Below are 22,427 nucleotides of genomic sequence, written 5' to 3' on the forward strand. Positions count from 1 at the left end.
GGTAAGTGATTAATAGGCAGTGTTAAATGGATTTTTCAGTGTTTTGTGCTAACTTTAATGAGTGGGGTGGTGGAAGCCACCAACGTGTTGATAATAAAAAAGGAGACCGATCCATGAAACTCTGGCAAATCGTAGGTGGAGCTGCAGCATTAACCCTCACTCTGGCTGGCTGTGCCCAGAAGAGTGGCAATGTGCCTACTCCAACGGCGGGAAGCGCGGCGATTGCACAAACGCAGATTCAGGGCCCGGCGGTGACTGGTTCGGTTAACATTCGCCAGCGCATTGCGCTGCCGCCGGATGCGATACTGACCGTCACGCTCTCTGATGCTTCACTGGCGGACGCTCCGTCTAAAGTGATCGCCCAGCGTGCGGTACGTACCGACGGCAAGCAGGCGCCGTTTAATTTTGTATTGCCGTTCAACCCGGCTGATATTCAGCCTAATGCGCGTATTATCCTGAGCGCGGCAATCACGGTTAATGGGCAGCTGATCTTTATTACCGACACAATCCAGGAAGTGGTGAACCGTAACGGCACCCGTGCCGACCTGCTGCTGGTTCCGGTGCAAGGCATTCCGGTTCAGGCAACGCCAACGGCGATGCCGTAATCCGGTAGTCCTGAAGCAGTAAGCTATTAACAGCCTTTGCGCTCCGGCCAAAGGCTGTTTTTTTATCACCAGCGCCAGCCGTAAACCAACAGATCCACCGTGCTGTGGGCGCCAAAAACGATCCCTTCCCCAAGCAATGCCTGACGTTGGCGTTGGAAGTCCTCGCCCTGCTGCGAAATCTGCCCGTGCCGGTTAATCACCCGATGCCAGGGCAGGCTGCTGCCTTCCGGTAGGCGACGCAATACGCCGCCCACCTGACGTGCCGCACGTGGTGAACCGGCCAGACGCGCTACCTCACCGTAGGTCGTCACTTTGCCATAAGGAATGGCGGCCACGATGTGAAACACCCGCTGGCTGAATGAGGCGTCTTCTGATTCCATTTCTGTGTTCCTGCTGCGGCGAAATCTCAAGATCAAAGTGTGCCACAGCCGAGGTGGGTAAGAAAACAGCGGTTGGCCCCGGTTGGCTTGCTATTTGGCTGGCCATCACCGATAATGCCCACCGCTTCGCAGTACCAGAAGCCGTCAATGGGGGCCCTGTTGGTTCTCCCGCAACACTAACTTGTGAACTCGGTCAGATCCGGAAGGAAGCAGCCGCAGCAGGTGACGTGTGTGCCGGGATGTAGCTGGCAGGGCCTCCACCAATTTCAGCGCCGTATCATTCTTTCACTACTCTCTCGTATTTACTATCGCCGTAAAAATCTCGCTGCAGGAAAACTGCCGGCGCCGATTGCTCGCCAGCAATTCACCTCAGTGCTTCACCAGCGTAGCGAAATAGTACGCCAGCGGGATAGCCAACAGGTAAAGCCCGACCGGGACTTCACGCCATTTGCCGGCAATCACCTTGATGATGATGTAAAACAGCAGCCCACCTGCGATACCGGTGCCGAAGCTGTTGGCAATCAGCGTGATCATTACCATCATCAGCACCGGCAGGCCGTCGGTAAAGTTGGCCAAATCGACTTTGCGCAATCCACTGAACATATTCAGGCCGATCAGGATCAATGCCGGTGCGGTAGCCTCTTTCGGGATCATCAGGGCAATGGGGGTAAACAGCAGCATCAGCAAGAACATGATGGCTGCCGCCAGCGCCGTTAATCCAGTCTTGCCACCGGCTTCGGCAGCGGCTGACGATTCGATCAGCGCCGTGGCGGCTGGAATGCCGACCCAGGGCCCGAGAGCCGCTGCGATCGAGTCCACCATAAACGGCCGGTTGATGTGCGGCATGTTGCCGTGCTCGTCCAGTAACCCGGCTTCACCGCCGACGGCGAGCGTGGTGCCCATGGTGGAGAAAAACTCCGAGGCGAAAAAGACAAACAGGTAAGGCAGGAAGGCGATATTCAGTGCACCAATCATATCGACGTGGCCGAGCACAGGGGCCAATGAGTGTGGCATTGCCATCAGACTGGCTGGAAGGTGCGTGACGCCGAATGGAATACCCACCAGAGTTGCGACCAGGATCGCCCACAAAATCGCGCCCGGGATACGTCGAGCCTGCAGGCCAATGGCCAGAAACAGACCGCACAGGGCGATCAACGCACCGGGTGCCGTGAAGTCACCCAGCATCAGCGCATTGGATTTGGCATTGGCCAGTACCAGCCCGGCGTTACGGAACCCCAGCACCGCAACAAATAATCCGATAGAGGCGGTTAGCCCCAGCTTGATGGACTGCGGTACCGAGCGGGTAACCACCTCGCGCAGCCCAAGACGAGTCAGGGCAAAAAACAAAATGCCGGACCAGCAGGCGATACCCAGCCCAATCTGCCAACCTATGCCTTCGCTGCCCGCCAACGTCACGCCGACCAACACCGAACCGCCGATCCCTGGGCCAACGATAAACGGCAGATTACCGTAAAACGCCATAAGCAAGCTGCCGATCACAAACACCAGAATGGTGCCGGTGGTCACCGCGCCCTTATCCATGCCGCCGATGGCCAGCAATCCGGGGATTACCACCAACAAATAGGCCGCAGCCAGAAAACCGGTGATACCGGCCAGGCATTCGGTTTTGACATTGCTTTGCCGCGCATGCAGTTGAAAACGCCGTTGCAGCCAGCCCCCTGGTGTTGGAGCATTTACTGAATTCTCAGCCATATAGACAATCTCCGTTGCTACCCGTCGTATTTCAAGCCGCAGCGTTGTTGGCAACACTCACTTACCCCAGTAACTTACTTGAGTAAGCGCCTGAGGATGAGTGAGCGTGCCTGTCTAGCTGCAACTAGAAATCCATAGGGTATATATTGTTATTATGATTATTTTTACGCCGGGGTTTCCCAGCAGGCGATCAGTGGTTCGACAATTTGGCGCGTGGTGCCGTCGGTCAGGCCGAGATCGGTCAGGTGCGGCCCGGCGTTACACGCCAGACAGGTGCCCTCGATTGCCTTGAAAACCCGGTAGGGCGGTTCCCAATCGGCGATTTGTGCGCTCAGATCGCGCAGTTTTTTAAATTGTTGTGCCAGTTCCGCGGCAGGCAAATCTGAAAGCATGCCGGCAATCGGCATCGCCACCTGAGCCAGAATTTCCCCGTTTTGACTTAGGGCCATGCCGCCACCGCAGGCGATCAGGGCATTGGCCGCCAGCGCCATATCGGTTGCGTTACGGCCCAGAACCACCAGATTATGCGAGTCGTGTGAGTAGCTGGTGGCGATGGCACCGCGCAGTTCCCCCCAGCCTTCCAACAGTGCCAGTTGCGGGGTAGCCTGATGGCGACCATGGCGATGTTTCACCCAGATCAGGCTAAAGCCATCCGGTATCTGCACTTCGCCGTCGCGAACCTCGACGGTGGTTTCGTTCCACTGGGTAAAACGCGCGCCTTTAATGTGGCGCAGGGTGGCTTTACCGTGGCGGATCGCCGGGACTTTCAATATGAAATCTGCGGGAGTCAGTGGCGGGAGCCGCAGCGTATCGCGCGGCACCGTCACTTTCGGGTTTGCACTGAGCGGTGTCAGCATTTTTCCGTTCTGCGCCAGCAGCTTTCCTGCGACGTAGACCTGCCGCGCACTCAGTTGAGTGAGCGAATCAAAGACCACCAGATCGGCAATGCGGCCCGCGGCAATCAAGCCCAGATCGTTGCGTTGCAGGCGAATAGCGGCGTTAAGCGTCGCCATCCTCAATACGTCGGTTCCCGACATCCCCTGTTCGATCAGCATATTGAGTAACGCCACAATTCCGCCTTTTTGCAGCAGCATATCCGGCGGCACATCGTCGGTGCAGACGGTGACCTGCGAGGACAGGTGTGGCAACGTTTTTAGTGCCGCAACGATCTCGGGTAGCAGGTAAGGGTGAGATCCTCTGATCTCCAGCGTCAGTCCGGCGCGTAGTTTCTCCAGCGCATCGGCACCGGAGGTCAGCTCATGGTCGGACGTCACGCCCGCGGCCAGATAGGCCTGAAGCTGAGCGCCGCTTAGCCCACGTGCATGACCTTCGATCAACTTGCCGCTGTTCAGCCCGGCGTTGAGGATATCCAGCATGCGTTCGCTGCCGTTCAGTACGCCGTGCATGTCCATCACCTCGGCAACCCCGCCGACTTCCGGCCAGGCCAACATGGTTTCCATTTCATGGCCGCCGAAATCAGCGCCGGACATTTCCAAACCTGGAGTGGAAGGGACGCTTGACGGTGCCGCACAGATCACCCTGAGCGGCAGACCACGGCTGGCGTCGACCGCGTAACGCACACCCTCAACGCCGAGCACGTTGGCCAGTTCGTGTGGATCCCAGAAAATGGTAGTGGTGCCTTGGGCAACGACGATTTCGGCGTATTTTTCCGGCGGCAGGTGCGAGCTTTCAACGTGTACGTGGGTGTCGATCAGGCCGGGGCTCAGATATGCGCCGGCCAAGTCTTGCGTTTGAAGGGCTTCGGTCATACTGCCACAGGGATGAACGCTGGCAATCAGTGCGCCGACGATGCCGACATCAGCGTTACGGATTTCACCGGTGGCCATATCGACCAGCGCAGCGTTTGTCAGCAGCAAATCAAAAGGAAGTTGGCCTAATGCGGCCTTCACCGCGCGTTGGCGTTCGCCCGCGCTGGTGTAATGAGTGGTCATGGTAATTACCCGGCATGATGACAGGGTTGTTACTCTAGGGGGGCGGGCAGGCTTTGCACAGATGATTTAATTTATTGCCTGATAAGAAACGTTTATGCTGTCGCAAACGTTTACTTGGTTGGCGAATGGAAACCTGACATGTCTGAACCCTGGCGCCGCTTGCCCGCGCTGTCTCTGAAGCAGATTCAATATTTCGTTACTCTGGCGCGGCTACGGCATTTTACCGATACCGCGAACCGTTTGGCGATCAGCCAACCGGCACTGAGTAGCGCGCTGCGACAGATAGAGTTGGTGCTGGGTGGAAAATTGGTGAATCGCACGGCTTCCGCGGTGACGTTGACCGAACAGGGGGCGGCAATTCTGCCGCATGCCGAGCGGCTGCTGAATGTGGCGCAGGCGTCCTTTGACGATATGCAGCGCATTATGTTGGCGGGGGGAGATGGGACCTTGCGCATCGGGTTGGTACCTTCGGTCAGCCGGCTGTTGTTTCCGGCCGTGCCACAGCTGCTGGCGGCGAACTTTCCACGGCTGAGGGTAGAATTTCACGATCAAACTAATGATTCTCTGCTGCTGCAATTAGAGAACGGCATGATTGATTTTGGTATTGGGGCGCTCGATAGTTCTGTGCCGGAGTCGTTGGAGATATATCCGCTGCAGGAAGATCCCTTTGTGGTGGTTATGCGCCGTGATGACCCTTTGGCTGAATCACATCATCTGCCGTGGCGGCAATTAGCCCGGCGTGATATTGCGGTTTTTTCCAAGGGAAATATCAGCCGGCTGGTACTGGCATTGGCAGAAAGCCACCGTCTGAATTTAATCGCACGCTACCAGGTCGATTTTCTGGAGACGTTATACGGATTGGTACGTTCGGAATTAGCGGTCGCTATTTTACCTCAGCTTTACACCACCCATTTGAAAGACGATGAATTAACCGTGGTTCAACTGCAGCAACCGATGCTTAGCCGTACCGTGGCATTAATGCGCAGTGCACACAGAAATCACCCGGCATTAATTGAGGATTGTTTCCAATTGTTATTACAGGATTTTCAACGGCGGATGAAAGTGCAGTAAGTCAATGAGATAAATACGAGAATTTGCCTGACATTGAGGCCGATAGTCTATCGGCTCAACGCATCTCGAGCCTTGATTAACGTACGAACTTCCAAACGGCCGTTGGGATTTTATCGTAGAGCTTATTCATGGTGAGCTCAGCCAGACGGTGGTCAGCTGCAGAGTAAAACAGCTCCAATTCGTCATCCGAAAGCTCATACTTATTTTTTTCAATAACGCGTTCAAGGGTGTCAATAGTGGTGCATTTACGTAAACGCATCAGATAATCAGTTTTAGTCATGATAACCTTTGGTGTTATAAACCGTAGAATAGAATAATTTAGGGATAATTATCCCCTAAGATTTCATTGTCGTACAGATGCCCTCTCCTGAGAACATTCTGAATAATCGCGCCTTGGTTTTTTGCCAGCGACGCAGATCGGAATCATTGATACCGTAACTGCTGAACAGCGTGTAGGTATCATCGAGATATTCCTCGACTAACTCCGATAAATCACTTTCGTCCATGTATTTAATTTTATAACTCATCACAAACGAAGCAATATGTTCAATCAACTCATTAAGCTGGAGGTTGACGGAAGACGTTGGGTCGTTCACCCAGCCGTGGTGGCTGTCGCCCAGCGTGGCTATGCCTTCATCATACAAATTTTCGCACAAGAATTTCAGCTGAGCAATATCGTGCCTTTTAGGCGAATACTCATCCATATCATCCCCTCCGTAAGTCTTAATTTCGGTGTTGATAACACTCTGTGAGTAAGCTGATTTACATCATGGACAGAGGTAGCTTAATGACGGTGATAAAATAAACTTCCTATATAATGAATATAAATCATTTCTCCACGTCTGGCCTGCTGTTATTACGTAAACTTACAATTCATCTGCAGTAGATGGACGGGAGTTATCAATGATGTCAAAGCACAAGCTCGATTCAGTCACGCTAAAAATCACGCTTTCGTTGATGTATTCCTCGGCGTTGATATCCAGACAGGCGTTGAAAATTGTCCATTTATAGCGGTAACTCATTGAATACTCGTGGTCGCTCAATTTATGAATATCAAGTATTTCTAATGAACCTTCACTATACCGTGCGTTTTCTGAATAAAAACTCAAGCCGCTGGTCAATGCCGGCACCAACTCTGACATTCTATCGTTAATCACTTTCTTTAGTTTTTTAACAGAAAGTGCTTCTATCATTGTGCTGTAGCTAAGAGTTACCTGCATTTAATGCCTGACCGTATAGCGATCCTATCTATTAATCTTACTCCTTTTTCATCCATACGTCGGTAAACTTTTCGTTAACCAGATGCTTTTTTACAGTAACTCAACGTTGTTTACCGGTTAATAACCCTGACGTTTCTCAGTATATCCCTGAAAGAGTTCCGCTGGTGTTCCAAAAATGGCGCTGGTCAACGCTAGTATCACTTTATTGTTACGTTCGGTTGCATTAATCACTGAGAGGGTACTTGAGTCACAGAAGTGATTGTGATGTTATATTGTAACAATAAATTCTCTCTCGTTTGGCCATGAAACTGACATCCACACCACAAGATGGCGATCTGCCGTCATTGAACTCGCTGTTCACCGCTTCCGCAGGCCTGCGCTGCGGTATTGCCGCTTTGCTGCTCGGCTTACTCTGGTTGGGCATCCATTGGGCGGTAGTGTTGCCATGATAACGCTACAAAAAGCCGTCATCGGCTATGGCGGAACGCCGTTGTTTCCCCCACTTAGCGGGCATTTCGCCGTGGGATCGCTGACCGCCGTGGTTGGTGTTAACGGCGCAGGTAAGTCTACGTTGCTGAAAACACTGGCTGGGCTTTTACCGCTGCAGGGCGGGAACTTACGTTTTAGCGGCAACAAATTACCGCGTATGGCGTATTTACCCCAACAGGCGGAACTGGATCGCCAGTTTCCGATCCTGGTGAGCGATCTGGTGGCGATGGGGAGCTGGCCGACCAGTGGGATGTTCGGTGGGTTGAATAAGCACGCGAAGCGGCAGATTAGCGAGGCGCTGGACAGGGTAAACATGACCGCTATGGCGCGCACTCCCGTCGGCGAGTTATCCGGTGGCCAACTTCAGCGGGTGTTGTTTGCCCGATTATTGGTGCAGCAGGCACCGCTTATTTTATTGGATGAACCCTTTACCGGCATCGATAGTTCCACCGTTCAGTTATTGCTTCAGGTGATCGCAGGTTTGCATCAACAACGAAAAACGGTAATTGCCGTATTGCACGATATGTCGATGGTGGCGAATCACTTCCCACAGGCGCTGTTGCTGACCGCAGAGTGTTGCCACTGGGGTAAAGCCGACAGCGTGTTGGAACATATTCCTGCGTTAAATATTGCCAGCGCTCCGCTGTGCAGCAGAGGAGGGCGCAGTGATGTTGCTTGAGACATTAATTGATCCCTTTGCTTCCTTCGGTTTTATGCGGCGTGCGCTGGTGGCCTGCTTTGCCTTGTCGATCAGCGCCGCACCTTTGGGCGTTTTTTTACTGCTACGGCGCATGAGCCTGGTGGGTGATGCACTGTCGCATGCGGTGCTGCCAGGTGCCGCGATAGGGTATTTGATTTCCGGTATGTCGCTGGTGGCGATGGGCGTGGGGGGGTTTATCGCCGGGCTCGCCGTGGCCATGCTGTCCGGGCTTGTCAGTCGTCGAACGCCGTTGAAAGAGGATGCCAGTTTTGCCGGTTTCTATCTGGGATCCCTGGCGCTGGGAGTCACACTTGTCTCCTTGCGTGGCTCTAGTGTCGACTTGCTGCACGTGCTGTTCGGCTCGATCCTTGCCGTGGATACGCACGCCATTTTCATGGTCGGGGCGATAGCCAGTTTTTCACTTTTGTCGCTGGCGGCGTTGTATCGCGCTCTGGTGATTGAGTCTTTCGACGCGACCTTTTTACGCGTTAGCGCCCCGCGCTGGTTAGCACTGATCCACGGGTTATTTTTAGCGCTGGTCGTGATCAATTTGGTGGCCGGTTTCCAAATCCTCGGCACCTTGATGTCGGTAGGGCTAATGATGCTGCCTGCCGCCAGCGCACGTTTTTGGGCCCGTAATCTGCCACATACGTTGGCGGTGGCGATGGGCATCGGCATGCTATCGAGTTTGATCGGCCTGGAGTGGTCGTATTACGCCTCGTTGCCTGCCGGCCCGGCTATTGTGCTCAGTGCCAGCGTGATCTTTTTTGGGTCGATTCTGTTTGGGACGCGTGGGGGGATCTTTTCCCTGGCGCGCCGTTGAGAAGTGTCATGTGCAAGGAGAAAGTATGAAACGTTTACCTATTACGCTGGCAGTCGCTGCTCTGCTGTCCAGCCCGTTGGCGATGGCGAAAACCGTAGATGCCGTTGCCAGTTTTTCCATCCTGGGCGATATCGTCAAGCAGGTAGGGGGGGAGCACGTTAAGGTCACCACCTTGGTGGGGCCGGACGGCGATCCGCACAGCTTTGAGCCTTCGCCTAAGGACAGCAAGGTGCTGTCACAGGCCGACGTGGTGTTCGTCAGTGGTTTAGGCCTGGAAGGTTGGATCGATCGGCTGGTTAGCGCCTCGGGGTATAAAGGGCAGGTCATTACCGCATCGCAGGGAATAAATTCGCGCCAGATGGAAGACGATGGCAAAGAGATCACCGATCCTCATGCCTGGAACAGCATGAAAAATGGTGTGCAGTACGCCACAAACGTGATGAACGCGCTGATTGCCGCCGATCCTGAAGACGCCAATTATTTCCGCCAGCGCGGCGCAGAGTATATCCAACAGTTGCAAAAGCTGGATTTGTGGGCCAAAACGCAGTTTGCCGCAGTACCGCAGCAAAAGCGTAAGGTGCTGACCAGCCACGATGCTTTTGGCTACTTTGGGCAAGAATATGGCGTCACCTTCCTTGCCCCGGTCGGTTTCTCTACCGAAGCAGAGGCCAGCGCCAGCGACGTGGCCGGTTTGATCAAGCAGATCAAACAGGAAAAGGTGACCGCCTACTTTATTGAAAACCAGACCGACCCGCGCCTGGTGAAGCAGATTGCTGCGGCGACCGGGGCAAAAGCCGGTGGTGAGCTATATCCTGAGGCGTTATCCCAACCGCAGGGGCCGGCAGCGAACTACGTGCAGGCATTCAAACACAATGTCGATACCTTACTGAGCAGTATGAAATAAACCCTCATGTCCCCGTTATGATGGCGGGGACACTGATGACACTTCGGCTTTCTCCATAAAAAAAGCCCCGTTGAGCAGCAACGGGGCTTTGCGACAGATGACACTACGGAAGTTAACGCTTTTTCTTACGTCCCTGTACCGCTTTAAAACGCGGGTTGGTTTTACAGATCACATAGATGCGACCTTTGCGGCGCACGACTTTGCAATCCGGATGGCGATTCTTCGCCGAACGCAATGAACTCAAAACCTGCATGTTGATTCCCTTTTACTTCTTGCCAAGAAAACGGCCAAAACGCTGCTGGAAACGTGCAGTGCTGCCCTCTTTGGAGAACTCCTTCTGCTTGCCGGTGTAGTAAGGATGCGAAGCGGAAGAGACGTCGATAGTGACATACGGCCAGTTTTCACCGTCCAACTCAATAGTGCGATCGGTGTTAATGGTCGATCCCACCTTAAAGTAGGCATTGGCACTCAGGTCGTGGAATACCACGGTACGATAATTTGGATGGATACCTGCTTTCATGATGCACTCTCATGTAATGTTATACTATAACAATAATTATGCGCTGCACGGCAGAGCGGATCAAGTACAAAATGCATCCGCAGCGAAATTAATGAGAGTGATTTGCATTAAGCAGATGAAGCTGACTAGTCCTGATATAGGTTGACACTTTTCAGCCGGATAACGCCCGATGAACCTCATCGGGCGTTTTATATTTTAGCGACAGGTGCGGCCGCCGTGTGTTGTAGATGTTCACCGATTCCCTGACCATCTTTCTTGCCTGCGCGATGTCTTCTGGCCTGCCGAGCAGGTATTCCGTTTTAAGTATCCCGTTTACCCGTTCCGCCAGCGCATTCTGATAACAGTCATACCCGTCCGTCATCGAGCAAGTGACACCATGCTTCTGATGTAACGCCTGATATTCTTGCGAGCAGTACTAGATACCCCTGTCCGAGTGATGCACCAACGGCAGCGCCGAGCGTCTGCTGGCCAGCGCCATTTTGAACGCGCAGGCGACATGTCGTGTATGCAGACTGTCATGCACGTGATACCCCACGATTTTTCTCGACCAGGCATCCGTTATCAGGCTGACATACGCCGTTCCCGTTCTCAGCGGCAGGTAGGTGATATCTGCCACCCATACTTGTTCCGGACGGCTGGCTATTACCTGATTATCCCCCGCCTTCAGCAAGTTGGGATGGCGATAAAAACGATGATGACTCTGCGTCGTCTAGTGATACGCCCGTTTGGGCATCACCAGCAACCGTGCACAGCGCAGGATACTGAACAGCCGGTCTCGCCCCACATGCAACGCCGGTTCGGGGCGTCGTCGCAACAGGTGATGCAGCTTACGCGCCCCTAACCGGGGCTGGTGCAAGCGGATAGCCATCACCTGTTCGATGAGATGCCGGGCCTGCTCCTCTCTGCCTGCTTCGCGTTGCAGGGACTGATACCACGCCTGTCGGCTGATACCCATCCATCGGCAAGCGCGCGTTACTGTGAGTCGCGGCGTTTGTGTTTGCGCGATAAGGCGGCTAACTGCTTTTTTGTCAGCGTGGCACCGAACTCGGTATTCATCACTTTGACGACGGCTTCGAAGAACTGGGCTTTAACCTCGGATTCAGCCAATTGCTGTTCGAGTTCCTTAATGCGCTGTTCGGGCGTCAGAGGGAGTTTAGGCATGTTGTCTCCGCACGTTCTGGTGGCAGGGGAGGTCCGCCAGTCAAGCTGACCGTATTTACGCAGCCAGTTCATAACCGTGTGGCTGCCCTGAATACCGTAGCGGTCTTGCGCCTGACGGTAAGTCATCTCGCCTTTATCGACCTGTTCGACGACGGCTAATTTAAAGGATAGAGAATAATCGCGTTGTGTGCGTTTAACATACTGGTTCATCACATTTTCCTCTGTGCGTGAGTAAAATGTGTCAACGCTATTCAGGACGGGTCAAGCAAAAGAAAAAGGCCGCATAAGCGGCCTTTTTTCAGGAGGGAAACAGCACTGAGTTATCAGTGATGCTCGACCGGATGGCTGTGTTCTATGTCTTCAGACTTCTTGCCGAAGCGGCGGCGAACCACCACGAAGAACACCGGAACAAAGAACAGGGCCAGCACGGTGGCGGTAATCATCCCGCCCATAACGCCGGTACCTACCGCGTTCTGTGCGCCGGAGCCTGCACCGTTACTGATAACCAACGGCAGTACCCCGAGGATGAAGGCCAGTGAGGTCATCAGGATTGGACGCAGACGCATACGTACCGCATCGAGCGTCGCTTCGATCAGACCCTTGCCCTCTTTCTCCATCAGATCCTTGGCGAATTCCACTATCAGGATGGCGTTCTTCGCCGACAGACCTATGGTGGTCAACAGCCCCACCTGGAAGTAAACGTCGTTGTTCATGCCGCGCATGGTTGCTGCCAGCAGAGCACCGATAACCCCTAGCGGCAGTACCAGCATGACCGAGAACGGAATCGACCAGCTTTCATACAGCGCTGCCAGACACAGGAATACGACCAGAATCGAAATGGCGTACAGCGCAGGCGCCTGGTTACCGGACAGACGTTCCTGATAGGACATACCGGTCCAATCGTAACCAATACCGCTCGGCAGTTTGGAGGCCAGCTCTTCCATCATGTTCATCGCCTCACCGGTACTCTTACCCGGTGCCGCTTGTCCAAGAATTTCCATGGATGGCAGGCCGTTATAACGCTCCAGACGCGGAGAACCGTATTCCCATTTCGCCGTAGAGAACGCGGAGAAAGGAACCATCTGGCCGGTGCCGCCACGAACAAACCATTTATTGATATCTTCTGGCAGCATACGGAATGGCGCATCAGCCTGAACGTAGACCTTCTTCACACGACCGCGGTCGATGAAGTCGTTAACGTAGGTGCCACCCAGCGCGGTAGTCAGCGTACTGTTGATGGTGGTGATGCTCACGCCCAGCGCCTTGGCTTTCTCCTGATCGATGATCAGTTTGAACTGTGGCGTATCTTCCAGGCCGTTAGGACGCATGCCCACCAGCAGGTCCGGGTGTTTGGCAGCCATGCCCAACAACTGGTTACGCGCTTCGGTCAGTTTTTCATGGCCTAAGCCACCCTGATCGATCAGTTCAAAGTCGAAACCTGTCGCAGTACCGAGTTCGATAATCGCCGGCAGGTTGAACGGGAATACCAGGCCTTCTTTAATCTGAGAGAACGCACCCATCGCGCGGCCGGCAATCGCAGGCACTTTATTGTGCTCACCGGAGCGTTCGGACCAGTCTTTCAGGCTGACGAATGACAGACCGTTGTTCTGGCCGTTACCGTTGAAGCCGAAGCCCGCTACGGTAAACACCGAGACCACGTTGTCCTTTTCCTTGGTCATGAAGTAGTCGGTGACTTCTTCCAGTACTTTAGCGGTACGCGCTTCAGTCGCACCCGCCGGTAGCTGAACCATGGTTAACAGGATGCCCTGGTCTTCTTCCGGCAGGAACGAGGACGGCAGGCGCAGGAACAACAGGCCCATGCCAACGACGATCAGCAGGTAGATCACCAGATAACGCCCGGTACTGCGCAGAATATTGGCTACGCTGTCGGTGTAGTGGTTGGTGCTCTTTTCGAACATGCGGTTAAACCAGCCGAAGAAGCCTGTTTTAATCCCATGATCGCCTTTCGGGACCGGTTTGAGCATGGTGGCGCAAAGTGCCGGCGTCAGGATCATCGCTACCAGAACCGACAGGGCCATCGCGGAAACGATGGTGATCGAGAACTGACGATAGATGGCACCGGTTGAACCACCGAAGAACGCCATTGGTACGAATACCGCTGACAGCACCATGGCGATACCGACCAACGCACCCTGGATTTGGCCCATCGATTTGCGGGTGGCTTCTTTCGGCGACAGTCCCTCTTCGGACATTACACGCTCGACGTTTTCCACCACCACGATGGCGTCATCCACCAACAGGCCTATCGCCAGCACCATACCGAACATCGTTAGGGTGTTGATCGAGAAGCCGAACGCCGCCAGGATCGCAAAGGTCCCCAGCAATACTACCGGTACCGCGATGGTTGGGATCAACGTCGCACGGAAGTTCTGCAGGAACAGGTACATAACCAGGAACACCAGCAAGATCGCTTCCATCAGCGTTTTTACTACTTCGTTGATGGAGATTTTAACGAACGGCGTGGTGTCGTACGGGTAAACCACTTTCATCCCCTGCGGGAAGAAGGGTTCCATTTTGTTCAGTGCATCTTTTACGCCTTTAGCGGTGTTCAGGGCGTTGGCGCCGGTGGCCAGTTTGATCCCCAAACCTGCTGCCGGTTTACCGTTATAGCGTGCGGTTACTGCGTAGCTTTCTGCACCGCGTTCAATGTGCGCAACATCACTCAGGCGAACCTGAGAACCATCACTATTCACCTTCAGCAGAATTTTACCGAACTCTTCAGGAGAGGTCAGGCGAGTCTGCGCGATGATCGAGGCGTTCAGCTGTTGCCCCGGTACCGGTGGCATACCGCCCAGCTGCCCTGCGGCGATCTGGTTGTTTTGCTCGGTAATGGATGAGGTGACATCCGAAGTGGTCAACTGGAAATTATTCAGTTTGTTCGGATCCAGCCAGATACGCATGGCGTACTGGGCACCGAACAGCTGCACTTCACCCACGCCGGATGAACGGCTGATAGGATCTTTGATGTTGGAAGCTACGTAGTCCGCAATGTCATCCTGGGTCATGTTCGGATCGTCGGAAACGAAACCGGCCACCATCAGGAAGCTGCTGCTGGATTTTTCTACTTTCAGGCCCTGCTGCTGCACTTCTTGTGGCAGTAACGGGGTAGCCAACGACAGTTTGTTCTGGACCTGAACCTGCGCAATGTCAGGGTCGGTACCGGATTCAAACGTCAATGTAATGGTGACGCTACCAGAGGAATCGCTGGTGGAAGACATGTACATCAGATTATCGATACCGTTCATGTTCTGTTCGATAATCTGAGTGACGGTATCTTGCACCGTTTTGGCATCCGCGCCTGGATAGTTTGCGGAAATACTGACCGCCGGTGGTGCAATAGTTGGATACTGCGCAATCGGCAGTTTCATTATTGACAACACACCCGCCAACATGATGATGATGGCGATTACCCAGGCGAAAATCGGGCGATCTATAAAGAACTTAGCCATGTCTTACCGGCTCCTTTTTATGACTTCTGCGCTTCAGACTGCGGCTGCTTTTGCGCCTGAGTGTCAACTTCCTGCACTTTTACCTGAGCGCCCGGACGGACTTTCATCAAGCCGGTGACAATCACGCGGTCGCCGGCTTTCAAACCGTCGGTAACCAGCCATTTGTCGCCGATAGCCTGATCGGCCTTCAGCGTACGCAATTCAACTTTGTCGTCAGCACCTACCACCAGTGCAGTAGCATCGCCACGTGGGTTACGCGTCACACCCTGCTGCGGTACCAGCAATGCGTCGCTGCGCACACCTTCGTCCAGACGGGCGCGAACGAACATGCCCGGCAACAGCGTATCGTTAGGGTTAGGGAACACCGCACGAATGGTGATGGAACCGGTGGTTTCATCAACGGTGACGTCAGAGAATTCCAGCGTGCCTTCCTGAGCGTATTGCGCGCCGTTTTCCAGCAGCAGTTTCACTTTGGCTTTGCCGTTCTCTTGCTTCAGCGCACCGCTTGCCAGTTCTTGCTTCAGACGCAGGAAGTCGTTGCTCGACTGAGTCACATCGACGTACATCGGATCAAGCTGCTGCACGGTAGACAGAGCAGTAGCTTGGCCGTTAGTGACCAGTGCCCCTTCGGTCACGGCAGATTTGCCGATACGGCCGGAGATTGGTGAAGTCACCTTGGTGTAAGCCAGGTTGATGCGCGCGGTTTCCACAGCGGCTTTGGCTGCCACAACAGCGGCTTCCGCCTGCTGCAGGTTGGAGACTGCGGTGTCGTAATCTTGCTTACTGATGTAACTGGTACCCAGCAATGGTTTGTAGCGGTTAACCGTCACGCGTGCGATAGACGCGCTGGCTTGGGCTTTCGCCAAATCGCCTTTAGCGCTGTCATAGGCTGCCTGATAGGTAGCAGGATCGATTTGATACAGGGAAGTACCTGCCTTGATATCGCTGCCTTCTACGAAGTTACGTTTCAGGATAATGCCGCTAACCTGAGGGCGAACTTCGGCGATACGATACGCAGCGGTACGACCAGGAAGATCGGTGGTGATGTTGAGAGGTTCTGCCTTCAATGTCACTACACCCACTTCGGGAGCCGGTGCCTGGGCGCCTTGCTGTTGGGTTTCTTTATCGTTACATCCTGTTAGCACTAAGCTGCCTGAAAGCATCAGAACTGCCGCCAGAGGCGTTAACCCTCTGTTTTTGTTCATAGAAAAACCTCAAGTGTCCGATTTCAAAATGATCAATGGATCACAAGCTTTAAAACCCATTGCTGCGTTAATTATTAGTGCGTGCTATGGTACATACATACACGAATGTATGTAAATCTCACTTCCCCGAAAAAACAACGCCATGGCACGAAAAACCAAACAGCAAGCGCAAGAAACTCGACAGCACATTCTTGACGCTGCGGTGCGAGAATTCTCTGAACGTGGCGTTTCTGCAACGTCCCTCACCGATATAGCCACCGCTGCTGGGGTGACGCGTGGCGCAATTTACTGGCACTTCAAGAATAAGGTAGACCTGTTTAACGAAGTTTGGGAGTTATCAGAGTCGAAAATAGGCGATCTCGAACTAGAGTATCAGGCAAAGTACCCTGAGAATCCACTGCGTATTTTACGCGAAATTCTAATTTATATTCTGACGGCTACGGTAGATGACGCACGCAGGCGTGCCCTGATGGAGATCGTTTTCCATAAGTGTGAATTTGTCGGTGAGATGCTCCCGTTGCAAGATGCCCGTAAAGTCCTCTATCTGGAAGGTTACGACCGTATTGAGTCCGTGCTGCGCAACAGTATGCGCCACGGCCAACTGCCGGCTGATTTACATACCCGCCGCGCTTCTATCATTCTGCGCGCCTACATTACCGGCCTGATGGAAAACTGGCTTTTTATGCCAGAAAGCTTTGATCTGAAAGCCGAGGCGGCGGTGTTGATCGACTCATTTATCGAAATGGCCCAATTCAGCCCCACCTTGCGAATAAAACCGGAGGAGGGGGAGCTGGCGGCACAGCCGTTGAGTGCAGAACATCATCATTTATAGGAGAAATACCATGTCATCCGTTGTCTTGATCGCCAATGGCGCCGCTTATGGTCACGAATCGCTGTTTAACGCGCTGCGTCTGGCGATTGCGCTGAAAGAGCAGCAGAGCGATCTCAACCTGAAACTGTTTTTGATGTCCGATGCGGTGGTCGCGGGCATTGCCGGGCAGCAGCCGCATGAAGGCTATCACCTGCAGCAAATGCTGGAAATTCTTACCGCACAGCAGGTGCCGGTGAAATTGTGTAAAACCTGTGCCGATGCGCGCGGAGTCAGTCGGCTGCCGTTGGCAGACGGGGTGGAGATCGGAACGCTGGTGGAACTGGCACAGTGGACGTTGGCGGCGGAGAAAGTATTGACCTTCTAAGCCCGCGACATTTGTACATCACCCGCAACGCTTTTCTTATTCTTTGGCTCTCTGCGATCGTGATAATCTTTAGGCTTCTTTATTGATTCGAAGCCAAATCATGCATCGCAGGTTAGCCAAACGCCTTTTTCTGCCGCTCGTGTCGTTGTTCGGTGTGGAGTTCTCCCGCGCCTTCGCCCTGTTTTTGTTGATCGCTTTCTGTGCGGTTTGCCAACCTGCAGCCTATGCGGCACTCAATGGCGATGTGCCGTCACGCAGTGAAATACAAAGCCAGCTTGATGCGCTGAATAAGCAAAAGACGCTGACGCCGGTCAATAAACTCACGCAGCAAGACCTTACCCGAACCCTAGAACTGCTGGATGCCATCGATCGCACCAGGCAGGATGGCGCGCAGCTTAAGCAACAGCTGCAGCTGGCACCGGGCAAACTGCGCCAGGTCACCGACGATCTTGCGGCGCTCAAAACGCCGGTCGACAGTGCGGCCGCCCGGGCCGAACTGCTGCAGCTTTCCCTGCGCCAATTGGAAACCCGGCTTTACCAGACGCTCGATGACCTACAGACGGCGCAGGAAAACCTGTCCACCTATAACAGCCAGCTGGTTTCGCTACAGACTCAACCGGAACGGGTGCAGAGCAGCATGTATACCGCGTCTCAGCGGCTGCAGGAAATTCGTAACCAGATCAACGATCAGACGCCGGGACAAAACTCGTTGCGTGACAGCCAACTGGTGATGCTGGCCACCGAGCAAACGCTACTCAACGCGCAGATAGATCTGCAACGCAAAAGTCTGGAAGCCAACACTACCCTGCAAGATTTGCTGCAGAAGCAGCGCGATTATACGACCGGGCATATCGATGCGCTCGACCACAACGTGCAACTGTTGCAAGAAGTGGTCAACAGCAAGCGCCTGACGCTGTCGGAAAAAACCGCCAAAGAGGCGCAGAATCCGGAAGACGCTACGGATATCCAGCACGACCAGTTGGTCAGCAAAGAGCTGGACGTTAACCGCCAGCTCAGCCAGCGGCTGATTGCCGCCACGGAAGAGAGCAACGTACTGTTCCAGCAGAATATTCGGGTGAAGAACTGGCTGGATCGCGGCCTGCAGGCGGAGCGTAATCTCAAGGAGCAGATCCAGGTGCTGAAAGGCAGTCTGGTGCTGTCGCGCATTCTGTATCAGCAGCAACAAAGCCTGCCGCAGGGCACGTTGGTGGCGGATATGGGCACGCGTATTGCCGATCTGCGCTTGGAACAGTTTGATATCAACCAGCAGCGCGACGACCTGTTCAAGGGTGACGATTACATCAACAAACTGGTCGCCGACAGCAAAGAAAAAGCCAGCGCCGACGTGCTGGATGCTCTGAATGAAATCGTCGATATGCGCCGTGAACTGTTGGATCAGTTAAACAAACAGCTCAGTAATCAGTTGGCACAATCGATCAGCCTGCAGATCAACCAACAGCAGTTAACCAGCGTTAACAGCTCGCTGCGCGATACCCTGACTCAGCAGATTTTCTGGGTAAACAGCAACAAACCGGTCGATCTGGCGTGGCTGAAAGCTTTGCCAGGGGCGGTTAGAGATCAACTGGCTGCGCTCGATTTCAAAGTCGACTTCGGCAAAATACTGCAGGGCGGACTGAATTCACTGGTCATGCTGATCCCGCTGCTGTTGCTGATCGGCCTGTTGCGCTGGCGTTACAAGCTGATAGACACCCACTTGCAGAAACTGGCCAATGACGTGGGGCAGTTAAAGCGTGATAGCCAGATGCACACCCCCAGGGCCATTGTGTTGACTCTGCTGAAGGTCCTGCCCGGTTCGGCATTGCTGTTGGGGGTGGGGTTCTGGTGTTACCGTGCAGAAATCGGTCTCAGTGACTTTCTCTGGGCGTTGTCGCAACAGTTGGCGCTGTTCTGGCTGATATTCGGCTTTACCTACCGCACGCTGGCACCTGGCGGCATCTGCGAACGGCATTTCAACTTCGCCGCCGAGCTTTGTGCGCATTATCGTCGTCAGACGGTGCGCCTTGGGCTGGCGCTGTTACCGCTGATTTTCTGGTCGGTGCTGGGCGAGAAAGCACCACTGCGGCTGGTGGAAGACGTTATCGGCCAGGTGGTGGTGATGTTGACGTTGGCACTGCTGGCAGTGCTGGTGTTTCCGTTGTGCCGCGACAGCTGGCGTGAAAAGGGCTCGCACGCGGTAAGGCTGATCATTGTCACCGCCATTGCCGCTACGCCGCTGATCCTGCTGGGGCTGATGTTCGCCGGCTATTTCTATACCACGTTGCGGTTAGCCGGCCGCTGGATCGACAGCCTGTATCTGTTCTTCCTGTGGAATATCGTCTATCTGACCGCCATTCGCGGGCTGAGCGTCGCGGCACGCCGTCTGGCTTATCGCCGCGCGATAGCTCGTCGTCAGAGCCTGGCGAAGGAGAAAGAGGGGGCTGAAGGGGTTGAACCGGTTGAGGAGCCGCCTTTGGCGCTCGATCAGATCAACCAGCAGTCGCTGCGGCTGACCACCATGGTGCTGTTTATTATCTTCGCCAGCGCCCTGTATGGCATTTGGTCAGATTTGGTGACGGTCATTTCGTACCTGGACAGCATTACGCTGTGGCATTACACCACCACTGTCGCCGGCAGCAGCGTGGCGCAGGCGGTGACGCTGGGCAACATGATGGTGGCGATAGCGGCGGTGATTGTCGCTTACGTGATGACACGCAACCTGCCCGGTCTGCTGGAAGTGGTGGTGCTGTCGCGGCTGCAACTGCGGCAGGGGACGTCTTACGCCGTCACCACCATACTCACCTACCTGATCACCACTGTGGGCGCGGTCACTGCACTGGGCTCGCTGGGTGTCTCCTGGGATAAATTGCAGTGGTTGGCCGCCGGTTTGACCGTCGGGTTGGGCTTCGGGCTGCAGGAGATTTTCGCCAACTTTGTTTCCGGCCTGATCATCCTGTTCGAACGGCCGATCCGTATCGGCGACACCATTACTATTGGCACTTTCTCCGGTTCGGTCAGCAAAATCCGCATTCGTGCCACCACCATCACTGACTTTGACCGCAAAGAGGTGATCATTCCGAATAAGGCATTTGTGACCGAACGGCTGATCAACTGGTCGCTGTCGGACACCATCACCCGCGTTTTAATCAAGGTAGGGGTGGCCTACGGATCCGATTTGGATAAGGTGAAAGCGGTGCTGCTCAAGGCGGCGCATGATAACCCACGCGTGATGAGCGATCCGGAGCCGCAGGTGTTCTTCCTGAATTTCGGTGCCAGCACGCTGGATCATGAACTGCGCCTTTACGTACGTGAGCTACGCGACCGCAGCTATACCGTTGACGAACTGAATCGCGCTATCGAACGCCTGTGTCGCGAAAACGACATCAACATTGCTTTCAACCAGCTCGAGGTCTATTTGCACAATCAGCAGGGCAACGAGGTGCAGGAAGTAAAACGGACGCTATCGTCGGATAAGGACGGCTCATCGGTAGGGGAGTAGCACGAGGATCCTGGGTTCAGCGCAGGCTGAACCCTTTTCACTGCCCGACAGGCAGATATGGGGAGGTAACGCCGTTGCGCTGCAGCTTTTCCTGGTAGTCACGTTTGACAATATCCAGCGCCGCCAGCGCGGTGGCGGGATCGATCTCATTGCATTCCAGCAGGTAAATCAGATCTACCGCCAGTTGCAATTCTGGTGAGGCATTTTCTAGAGACATAAAACCCACGTTTTAATTGAGATGAATGATACTTCGTTCGGCTGAGTATAGTGAACAAGCCCGATTGGGGGGAATAATCATTAAAATATTGTGATAAATCTTCAAAAACCGTTTTCTTTACGTTCAATACTGCGCTCAATGCGCGTCAGCGCTTGACGGCAACGCGTCAGTCGGCCTTCTAACGCAGCCAGCTCATGTTGAAGCTTTTGCTGTGCCGCCAGCGTCGTCTGCCTTCCCAGCAGGCTTTCCCGATCCTGAATCATTGCAATGATCCGACGTTCATAATCCTGATGTTCGGCCAGCTTGTGATACAGATCGACCGCTGCCACCTCTTTGGGCTGATTCTTACGGCGCAGCGTCTGGGTTGCCAGCTCGCGTTGCAGGGCTGTGAGCTGTGCCAGCAACTTTTCAGCCAGAAAGGCCACCTGAGTGGTGCGATTGTCGTTGGCCGCCGTCTGCAACTGGGCGAAGTTCTTTTGCACTTCGGCCAGATAATCGCGCAGTCGTGTACCGCGGTTAGAAAACAGCGCAGTATCGAAGCGTGCCTGAGGGATAGGCGCGTCGCCGCGGGGCGTGATCTCGCTGGCCAATACCTTGATTTGTTGTTCTAACGCTTCTAAAAGACGCTGGGTGCTCACGTCGGCTCCATTGGGGTGTTAGTGGGCTCAGCTTGCCCGCGATCGCGTCGTGAAACAAGCGCCGTGCATATATTCCGCCCGTTGCGGCTGGTGGCACGGGGGAAGGCGGTGATAAAGTAACGCCAGACAGGTTGATGGACAAGGGCTCGCATGACGCGTTGGTTATTGATTATCCTCGGTTGGTTGGCGGTGGTGTTGGCGACGTTGGGCGTGGTATTACCACTGCTGCCGACGACGCCGTTTCTGCTGTTGGCCGCCTGGTGCTTCGCCCGTTCGTCACCACGCTTCCACAGTTGGCTATTGTACCGCTCCTGGTTCGGGCCTTATCTGCGCCATTGGCAGCAGCATCGCGCCTTACCGCCAGGGGCTAAATGGAAGGCGGTGGTGGTGATTGTGCTGACATTCGCACTTTCGTTGTGGCTAGTGAAAATCTGGTGGGTGCGTGGAGTGCTGTTGCTGATGCTGGCTATTTTGCTGACCTTCATGTTGCGCTTGCCGGTTGTTGACTTATCGCAACAAAAACAGCGCTGATTGTGGCCTATGATATTCAATAGCTTTCAGGCTGCGTTTTGAAAGATGCAGGGGAAAGTTGCATTTGTCCGTCAGTTTGCATAGATTTGGGCGTTTTCGTGCGCGGGTGGCCTCCCATTCCCTGTTTATGCCGGGA

General features: G+C 54.2%; 22 protein-coding genes, 1 other RNA gene and 1 pseudogene. 11 read left to right on the forward strand and 13 right to left on the reverse strand.

The features are described 5' to 3' along the window. The first annotated feature begins 113 nt into the window (after nucleotides 1-113). The gene (locus H0S68_RS05125) at nucleotides 114-605 is read left to right on the forward strand and encodes a YbaY family lipoprotein (protein ID WP_020825509.1); all 492 of its coding nucleotides are present in this window, start codon (nucleotides 114-116) and stop codon (nucleotides 603-605) included. 65 nt (nucleotides 606-670) lie between these two features. Here H0S68_RS05125 and H0S68_RS05130 read toward each other — a convergent pair whose 3' ends face one another. Then, nucleotides 671-985, reverse strand: coding sequence for an MGMT family protein (locus tag H0S68_RS05130; protein ID WP_020825510.1), 315 nt, complete (start codon nucleotides 983-985; stop codon nucleotides 671-673). Between the two features lie 157 nt (nucleotides 986-1,142). Here H0S68_RS05130 and ffs point away from each other — a divergent pair. Continuing rightward, nucleotides 1,143-1,239: signal recognition particle sRNA small type (ffs, locus tag H0S68_RS05135), an RNA gene on the forward strand. Between the two features lie 115 nt (nucleotides 1,240-1,354). Here ffs and H0S68_RS05140 read toward each other — a convergent pair. Both H0S68_RS05140 and H0S68_RS05145 read right to left on the reverse strand, forming a co-directional pair. Continuing rightward, nucleotides 1,355-2,698, reverse strand: a complete 1,344-nt coding sequence (locus tag H0S68_RS05140) for an NCS2 family permease (RefSeq protein ID WP_116691057.1) — start codon at nucleotides 2,696-2,698, stop codon at nucleotides 1,355-1,357. Nucleotides 2,699-2,862: 164 nt separating this feature from the next. Then, complete coding sequence (locus tag H0S68_RS05145; protein WP_128864428.1) at nucleotides 2,863-4,650, reverse strand: adenine deaminase; 1,788 nt, start codon at nucleotides 4,648-4,650, stop codon at nucleotides 2,863-2,865. Nucleotides 4,651-4,788: 138 nt separating this feature from the next. Here H0S68_RS05145 and H0S68_RS05150 point away from each other — a divergent pair, with 138 nt between their 5' ends. After that, the gene (locus tag H0S68_RS05150; RefSeq protein ID WP_020825513.1) at nucleotides 4,789-5,721 is read left to right on the forward strand and encodes a LysR family transcriptional regulator; all 933 of its coding nucleotides are present in this window, start codon (nucleotides 4,789-4,791) and stop codon (nucleotides 5,719-5,721) included. Between the two features lie 76 nt (nucleotides 5,722-5,797). Here the strand turns inward: H0S68_RS05150 and H0S68_RS05155 are convergent, their stop codons facing one another. The 3 genes from H0S68_RS05155 to H0S68_RS05165 all read right to left on the reverse strand — a co-directional run bounded on the left by H0S68_RS05155 (nucleotide 5,798) and on the right by H0S68_RS05165 (nucleotide 6,941). Then, nucleotides 5,798-6,001, reverse strand: coding sequence for an HHA domain-containing protein (locus H0S68_RS05155; RefSeq protein WP_020825514.1), 204 nt, complete (start codon nucleotides 5,999-6,001; stop codon nucleotides 5,798-5,800). A gap of 55 nt (nucleotides 6,002-6,056) precedes the next feature. Continuing rightward, nucleotides 6,057-6,425: an Hha toxicity modulator TomB gene (gene tomB / locus H0S68_RS05160; protein ID WP_020825515.1), complete on the reverse strand. Its 369-nt coding sequence runs from the start codon at nucleotides 6,423-6,425 to the stop codon at nucleotides 6,057-6,059. A 162-nt stretch (nucleotides 6,426-6,587) separates the two neighbouring features. Then, nucleotides 6,588-6,941, reverse strand: coding sequence for a hypothetical protein (locus H0S68_RS05165; protein WP_232807758.1), 354 nt, complete (start codon nucleotides 6,939-6,941; stop codon nucleotides 6,588-6,590). Nucleotides 6,942-7,243: 302 nt separating this feature from the next. On the opposite strand from H0S68_RS05165, the gene H0S68_RS05170 reads away from it, so the two are divergent. The 4 genes from H0S68_RS05170 to H0S68_RS05185 are packed head-to-tail and all read left to right on the forward strand — an operon-like array spanning nucleotide 7,244 to nucleotide 9,857. Further along, the gene (locus tag H0S68_RS05170) at nucleotides 7,244-7,390 is read left to right on the forward strand and encodes a hypothetical protein (RefSeq protein WP_259219465.1); all 147 of its coding nucleotides are present in this window, start codon (nucleotides 7,244-7,246) and stop codon (nucleotides 7,388-7,390) included. After that, nucleotides 7,387-8,109: a metal ABC transporter ATP-binding protein gene (locus H0S68_RS05175; protein WP_048759568.1), complete on the forward strand. Its 723-nt coding sequence runs from the start codon at nucleotides 7,387-7,389 to the stop codon at nucleotides 8,107-8,109. Before H0S68_RS05170 ends, H0S68_RS05175 begins: the two co-directional genes overlap by 4 nt. Further along, nucleotides 8,096-8,953 carry a metal ABC transporter permease gene (locus tag H0S68_RS05180; protein ID WP_041414279.1) on the forward strand — a complete coding sequence of 286 codons (858 nt, stop codon included), beginning with the start codon at nucleotides 8,096-8,098 and terminating at the stop codon, nucleotides 8,951-8,953. The genes H0S68_RS05175 and H0S68_RS05180 overlap by 14 nt, the downstream gene beginning before the upstream one ends. Before the next feature lie 25 nt (nucleotides 8,954-8,978). After that, nucleotides 8,979-9,857 (forward strand): metal ABC transporter substrate-binding protein, encoded by an 879-nt coding sequence (locus H0S68_RS05185; RefSeq protein WP_020825520.1) that lies wholly within the window; start codon nucleotides 8,979-8,981, stop codon nucleotides 9,855-9,857. Between the two features lie 112 nt (nucleotides 9,858-9,969). On the opposite strand, the gene ykgO is transcribed toward H0S68_RS05185, so the two are convergent. The 5 genes and pseudogenes from ykgO to sdeX form a co-directional block, all read right to left on the reverse strand. Further along, nucleotides 9,970-10,110, reverse strand: coding sequence for a type B 50S ribosomal protein L36 (ykgO, locus tag H0S68_RS05190; protein WP_012005563.1), 141 nt, complete (start codon nucleotides 10,108-10,110; stop codon nucleotides 9,970-9,972). Between the two features lie 12 nt (nucleotides 10,111-10,122). Next, nucleotides 10,123-10,377 carry a type B 50S ribosomal protein L31 gene (locus H0S68_RS05195; protein ID WP_020825521.1) on the reverse strand — a complete coding sequence of 85 codons (255 nt, stop codon included), beginning with the start codon at nucleotides 10,375-10,377 and terminating at the stop codon, nucleotides 10,123-10,125. Between the two features lie 125 nt (nucleotides 10,378-10,502). Next, nucleotides 10,503-11,748: pseudogene (locus H0S68_RS05200) on the reverse strand (IS3 family transposase). A gap of 113 nt (nucleotides 11,749-11,861) precedes the next feature. Beyond that, nucleotides 11,862-15,008 carry a multidrug efflux RND transporter permease subunit SdeY gene (gene sdeY, locus H0S68_RS05205; RefSeq protein WP_020825523.1) on the reverse strand — a complete coding sequence of 1,049 codons (3,147 nt, stop codon included), beginning with the start codon at nucleotides 15,006-15,008 and terminating at the stop codon, nucleotides 11,862-11,864. 17 nt (nucleotides 15,009-15,025) lie between these two features. Beyond that, entirely contained in the window at nucleotides 15,026-16,213 is a 1,188-nt protein-coding gene (gene sdeX / locus H0S68_RS05210; RefSeq protein ID WP_020825524.1) for a multidrug efflux RND transporter periplasmic adaptor subunit SdeX, read from the reverse strand. A 142-nt stretch (nucleotides 16,214-16,355) separates the two neighbouring features. On the opposite strand from sdeX, the gene acrR reads away from it, so the two are divergent. The 3 genes from acrR (at nucleotide 16,356) to mscK (ending at nucleotide 20,905) form a co-directional block, all read left to right on the forward strand. After that, entirely contained in the window at nucleotides 16,356-17,045 is a 690-nt protein-coding gene (gene acrR / locus H0S68_RS05215; RefSeq protein WP_020825525.1) for a multidrug efflux transporter transcriptional repressor AcrR, read from the forward strand. Nucleotides 17,046-17,055: 10 nt separating this feature from the next. Next, nucleotides 17,056-17,409, forward strand: a complete 354-nt coding sequence (locus tag H0S68_RS05220; RefSeq protein WP_020825526.1) for a DsrE/DsrF/TusD sulfur relay family protein — start codon at nucleotides 17,056-17,058, stop codon at nucleotides 17,407-17,409. Nucleotides 17,410-17,509: 100 nt separating this feature from the next. Beyond that, nucleotides 17,510-20,905: a mechanosensitive channel MscK gene (gene mscK, locus H0S68_RS05225; protein ID WP_410529206.1), complete on the forward strand. Its 3,396-nt coding sequence runs from the start codon at nucleotides 17,510-17,512 to the stop codon at nucleotides 20,903-20,905. Nucleotides 20,906-20,942: 37 nt separating this feature from the next. Here the strand turns inward: mscK and rsmS are convergent, their stop codons facing one another. Further along, nucleotides 20,943-21,122, reverse strand: a complete 180-nt coding sequence (gene rsmS / locus H0S68_RS05230; protein WP_020825528.1) for a pleiotropic regulatory protein RsmS — start codon at nucleotides 21,120-21,122, stop codon at nucleotides 20,943-20,945. A 101-nt stretch (nucleotides 21,123-21,223) separates the two neighbouring features. Continuing rightward, entirely contained in the window at nucleotides 21,224-21,760 is a 537-nt protein-coding gene (priC, locus tag H0S68_RS05235; protein ID WP_020825529.1) for a primosomal replication protein PriC, read from the reverse strand. Between the two features lie 150 nt (nucleotides 21,761-21,910). Between priC and H0S68_RS05240 the strand changes: the two genes are divergently transcribed. Further along, nucleotides 21,911-22,291, forward strand: a complete 381-nt coding sequence (locus tag H0S68_RS05240) for a DUF454 family protein (RefSeq protein WP_020825530.1) — start codon at nucleotides 21,911-21,913, stop codon at nucleotides 22,289-22,291. The last annotated feature ends 136 nt before the right edge of the window (nucleotides 22,292-22,427 follow it).

The organism is Serratia sp. AXJ-M (assembly GCF_046531865.1).
Lineage (GTDB): Bacteria > Pseudomonadota > Gammaproteobacteria > Enterobacterales > Enterobacteriaceae > Serratia > Serratia liquefaciens.

Excerpts from the sequence above, each read along its gene's own strand:
- H0S68_RS05155 (WP_020825514.1), bottom strand. The coding sequence starts at position 6,001 with ATGACTAAAACTGATTATCTGATGCGTTTACGTAAATGCACCACTATT.
- mscK (WP_410529206.1), top strand. The coding sequence starts at position 17,510 with ATGCATCGCAGGTTAGCCAAACGCCTTTTTCTGCCGCTCGTGTCGTTG.
- sdeX (WP_020825524.1), bottom strand. The coding sequence starts at position 16,213 with ATGAACAAAAACAGAGGGTTAACGCCTCTGGCGGCAGTTCTGATGCTT.
- H0S68_RS05165 (WP_232807758.1), bottom strand. The coding sequence starts at position 6,941 with ATGCAGGTAACTCTTAGCTACAGCACAATGATAGAAGCACTTTCTGTT.
- rsmS (WP_020825528.1), bottom strand. The coding sequence starts at position 21,122 with ATGTCTCTAGAAAATGCCTCACCAGAATTGCAACTGGCGGTAGATCTG.
- acrR (WP_020825525.1), top strand. The coding sequence starts at position 16,356 with ATGGCACGAAAAACCAAACAGCAAGCGCAAGAAACTCGACAGCACATT.
- H0S68_RS05140 (WP_116691057.1), bottom strand. The coding sequence starts at position 2,698 with ATGGCTGAGAATTCAGTAAATGCTCCAACACCAGGGGGCTGGCTGCAA.
- H0S68_RS05185 (WP_020825520.1), top strand. The coding sequence starts at position 8,979 with ATGAAACGTTTACCTATTACGCTGGCAGTCGCTGCTCTGCTGTCCAGC.
- ykgO (WP_012005563.1), bottom strand. The coding sequence starts at position 10,110 with ATGCAGGTTTTGAGTTCATTGCGTTCGGCGAAGAATCGCCATCCGGAT.
- H0S68_RS05175 (WP_048759568.1), top strand. The coding sequence starts at position 7,387 with ATGATAACGCTACAAAAAGCCGTCATCGGCTATGGCGGAACGCCGTTG.
- H0S68_RS05150 (WP_020825513.1), top strand. The coding sequence starts at position 4,789 with ATGTCTGAACCCTGGCGCCGCTTGCCCGCGCTGTCTCTGAAGCAGATT.
- H0S68_RS05170 (WP_259219465.1), top strand. The coding sequence starts at position 7,244 with ATGAAACTGACATCCACACCACAAGATGGCGATCTGCCGTCATTGAAC.
- H0S68_RS05125 (WP_020825509.1), top strand. The coding sequence starts at position 114 with ATGAAACTCTGGCAAATCGTAGGTGGAGCTGCAGCATTAACCCTCACT.
- tomB (WP_020825515.1), bottom strand. The coding sequence starts at position 6,425 with ATGGATGAGTATTCGCCTAAAAGGCACGATATTGCTCAGCTGAAATTC.
- sdeY (WP_020825523.1), bottom strand. The coding sequence starts at position 15,008 with ATGGCTAAGTTCTTTATAGATCGCCCGATTTTCGCCTGGGTAATCGCC.
- H0S68_RS05220 (WP_020825526.1), top strand. The coding sequence starts at position 17,056 with ATGTCATCCGTTGTCTTGATCGCCAATGGCGCCGCTTATGGTCACGAA.
- H0S68_RS05240 (WP_020825530.1), top strand. The coding sequence starts at position 21,911 with ATGACGCGTTGGTTATTGATTATCCTCGGTTGGTTGGCGGTGGTGTTG.
- H0S68_RS05145 (WP_128864428.1), bottom strand. The coding sequence starts at position 4,650 with ATGACCACTCATTACACCAGCGCGGGCGAACGCCAACGCGCGGTGAAG.
- H0S68_RS05195 (WP_020825521.1), bottom strand. The coding sequence starts at position 10,377 with ATGAAAGCAGGTATCCATCCAAATTATCGTACCGTGGTATTCCACGAC.
- H0S68_RS05130 (WP_020825510.1), bottom strand. The coding sequence starts at position 985 with ATGGAATCAGAAGACGCCTCATTCAGCCAGCGGGTGTTTCACATCGTG.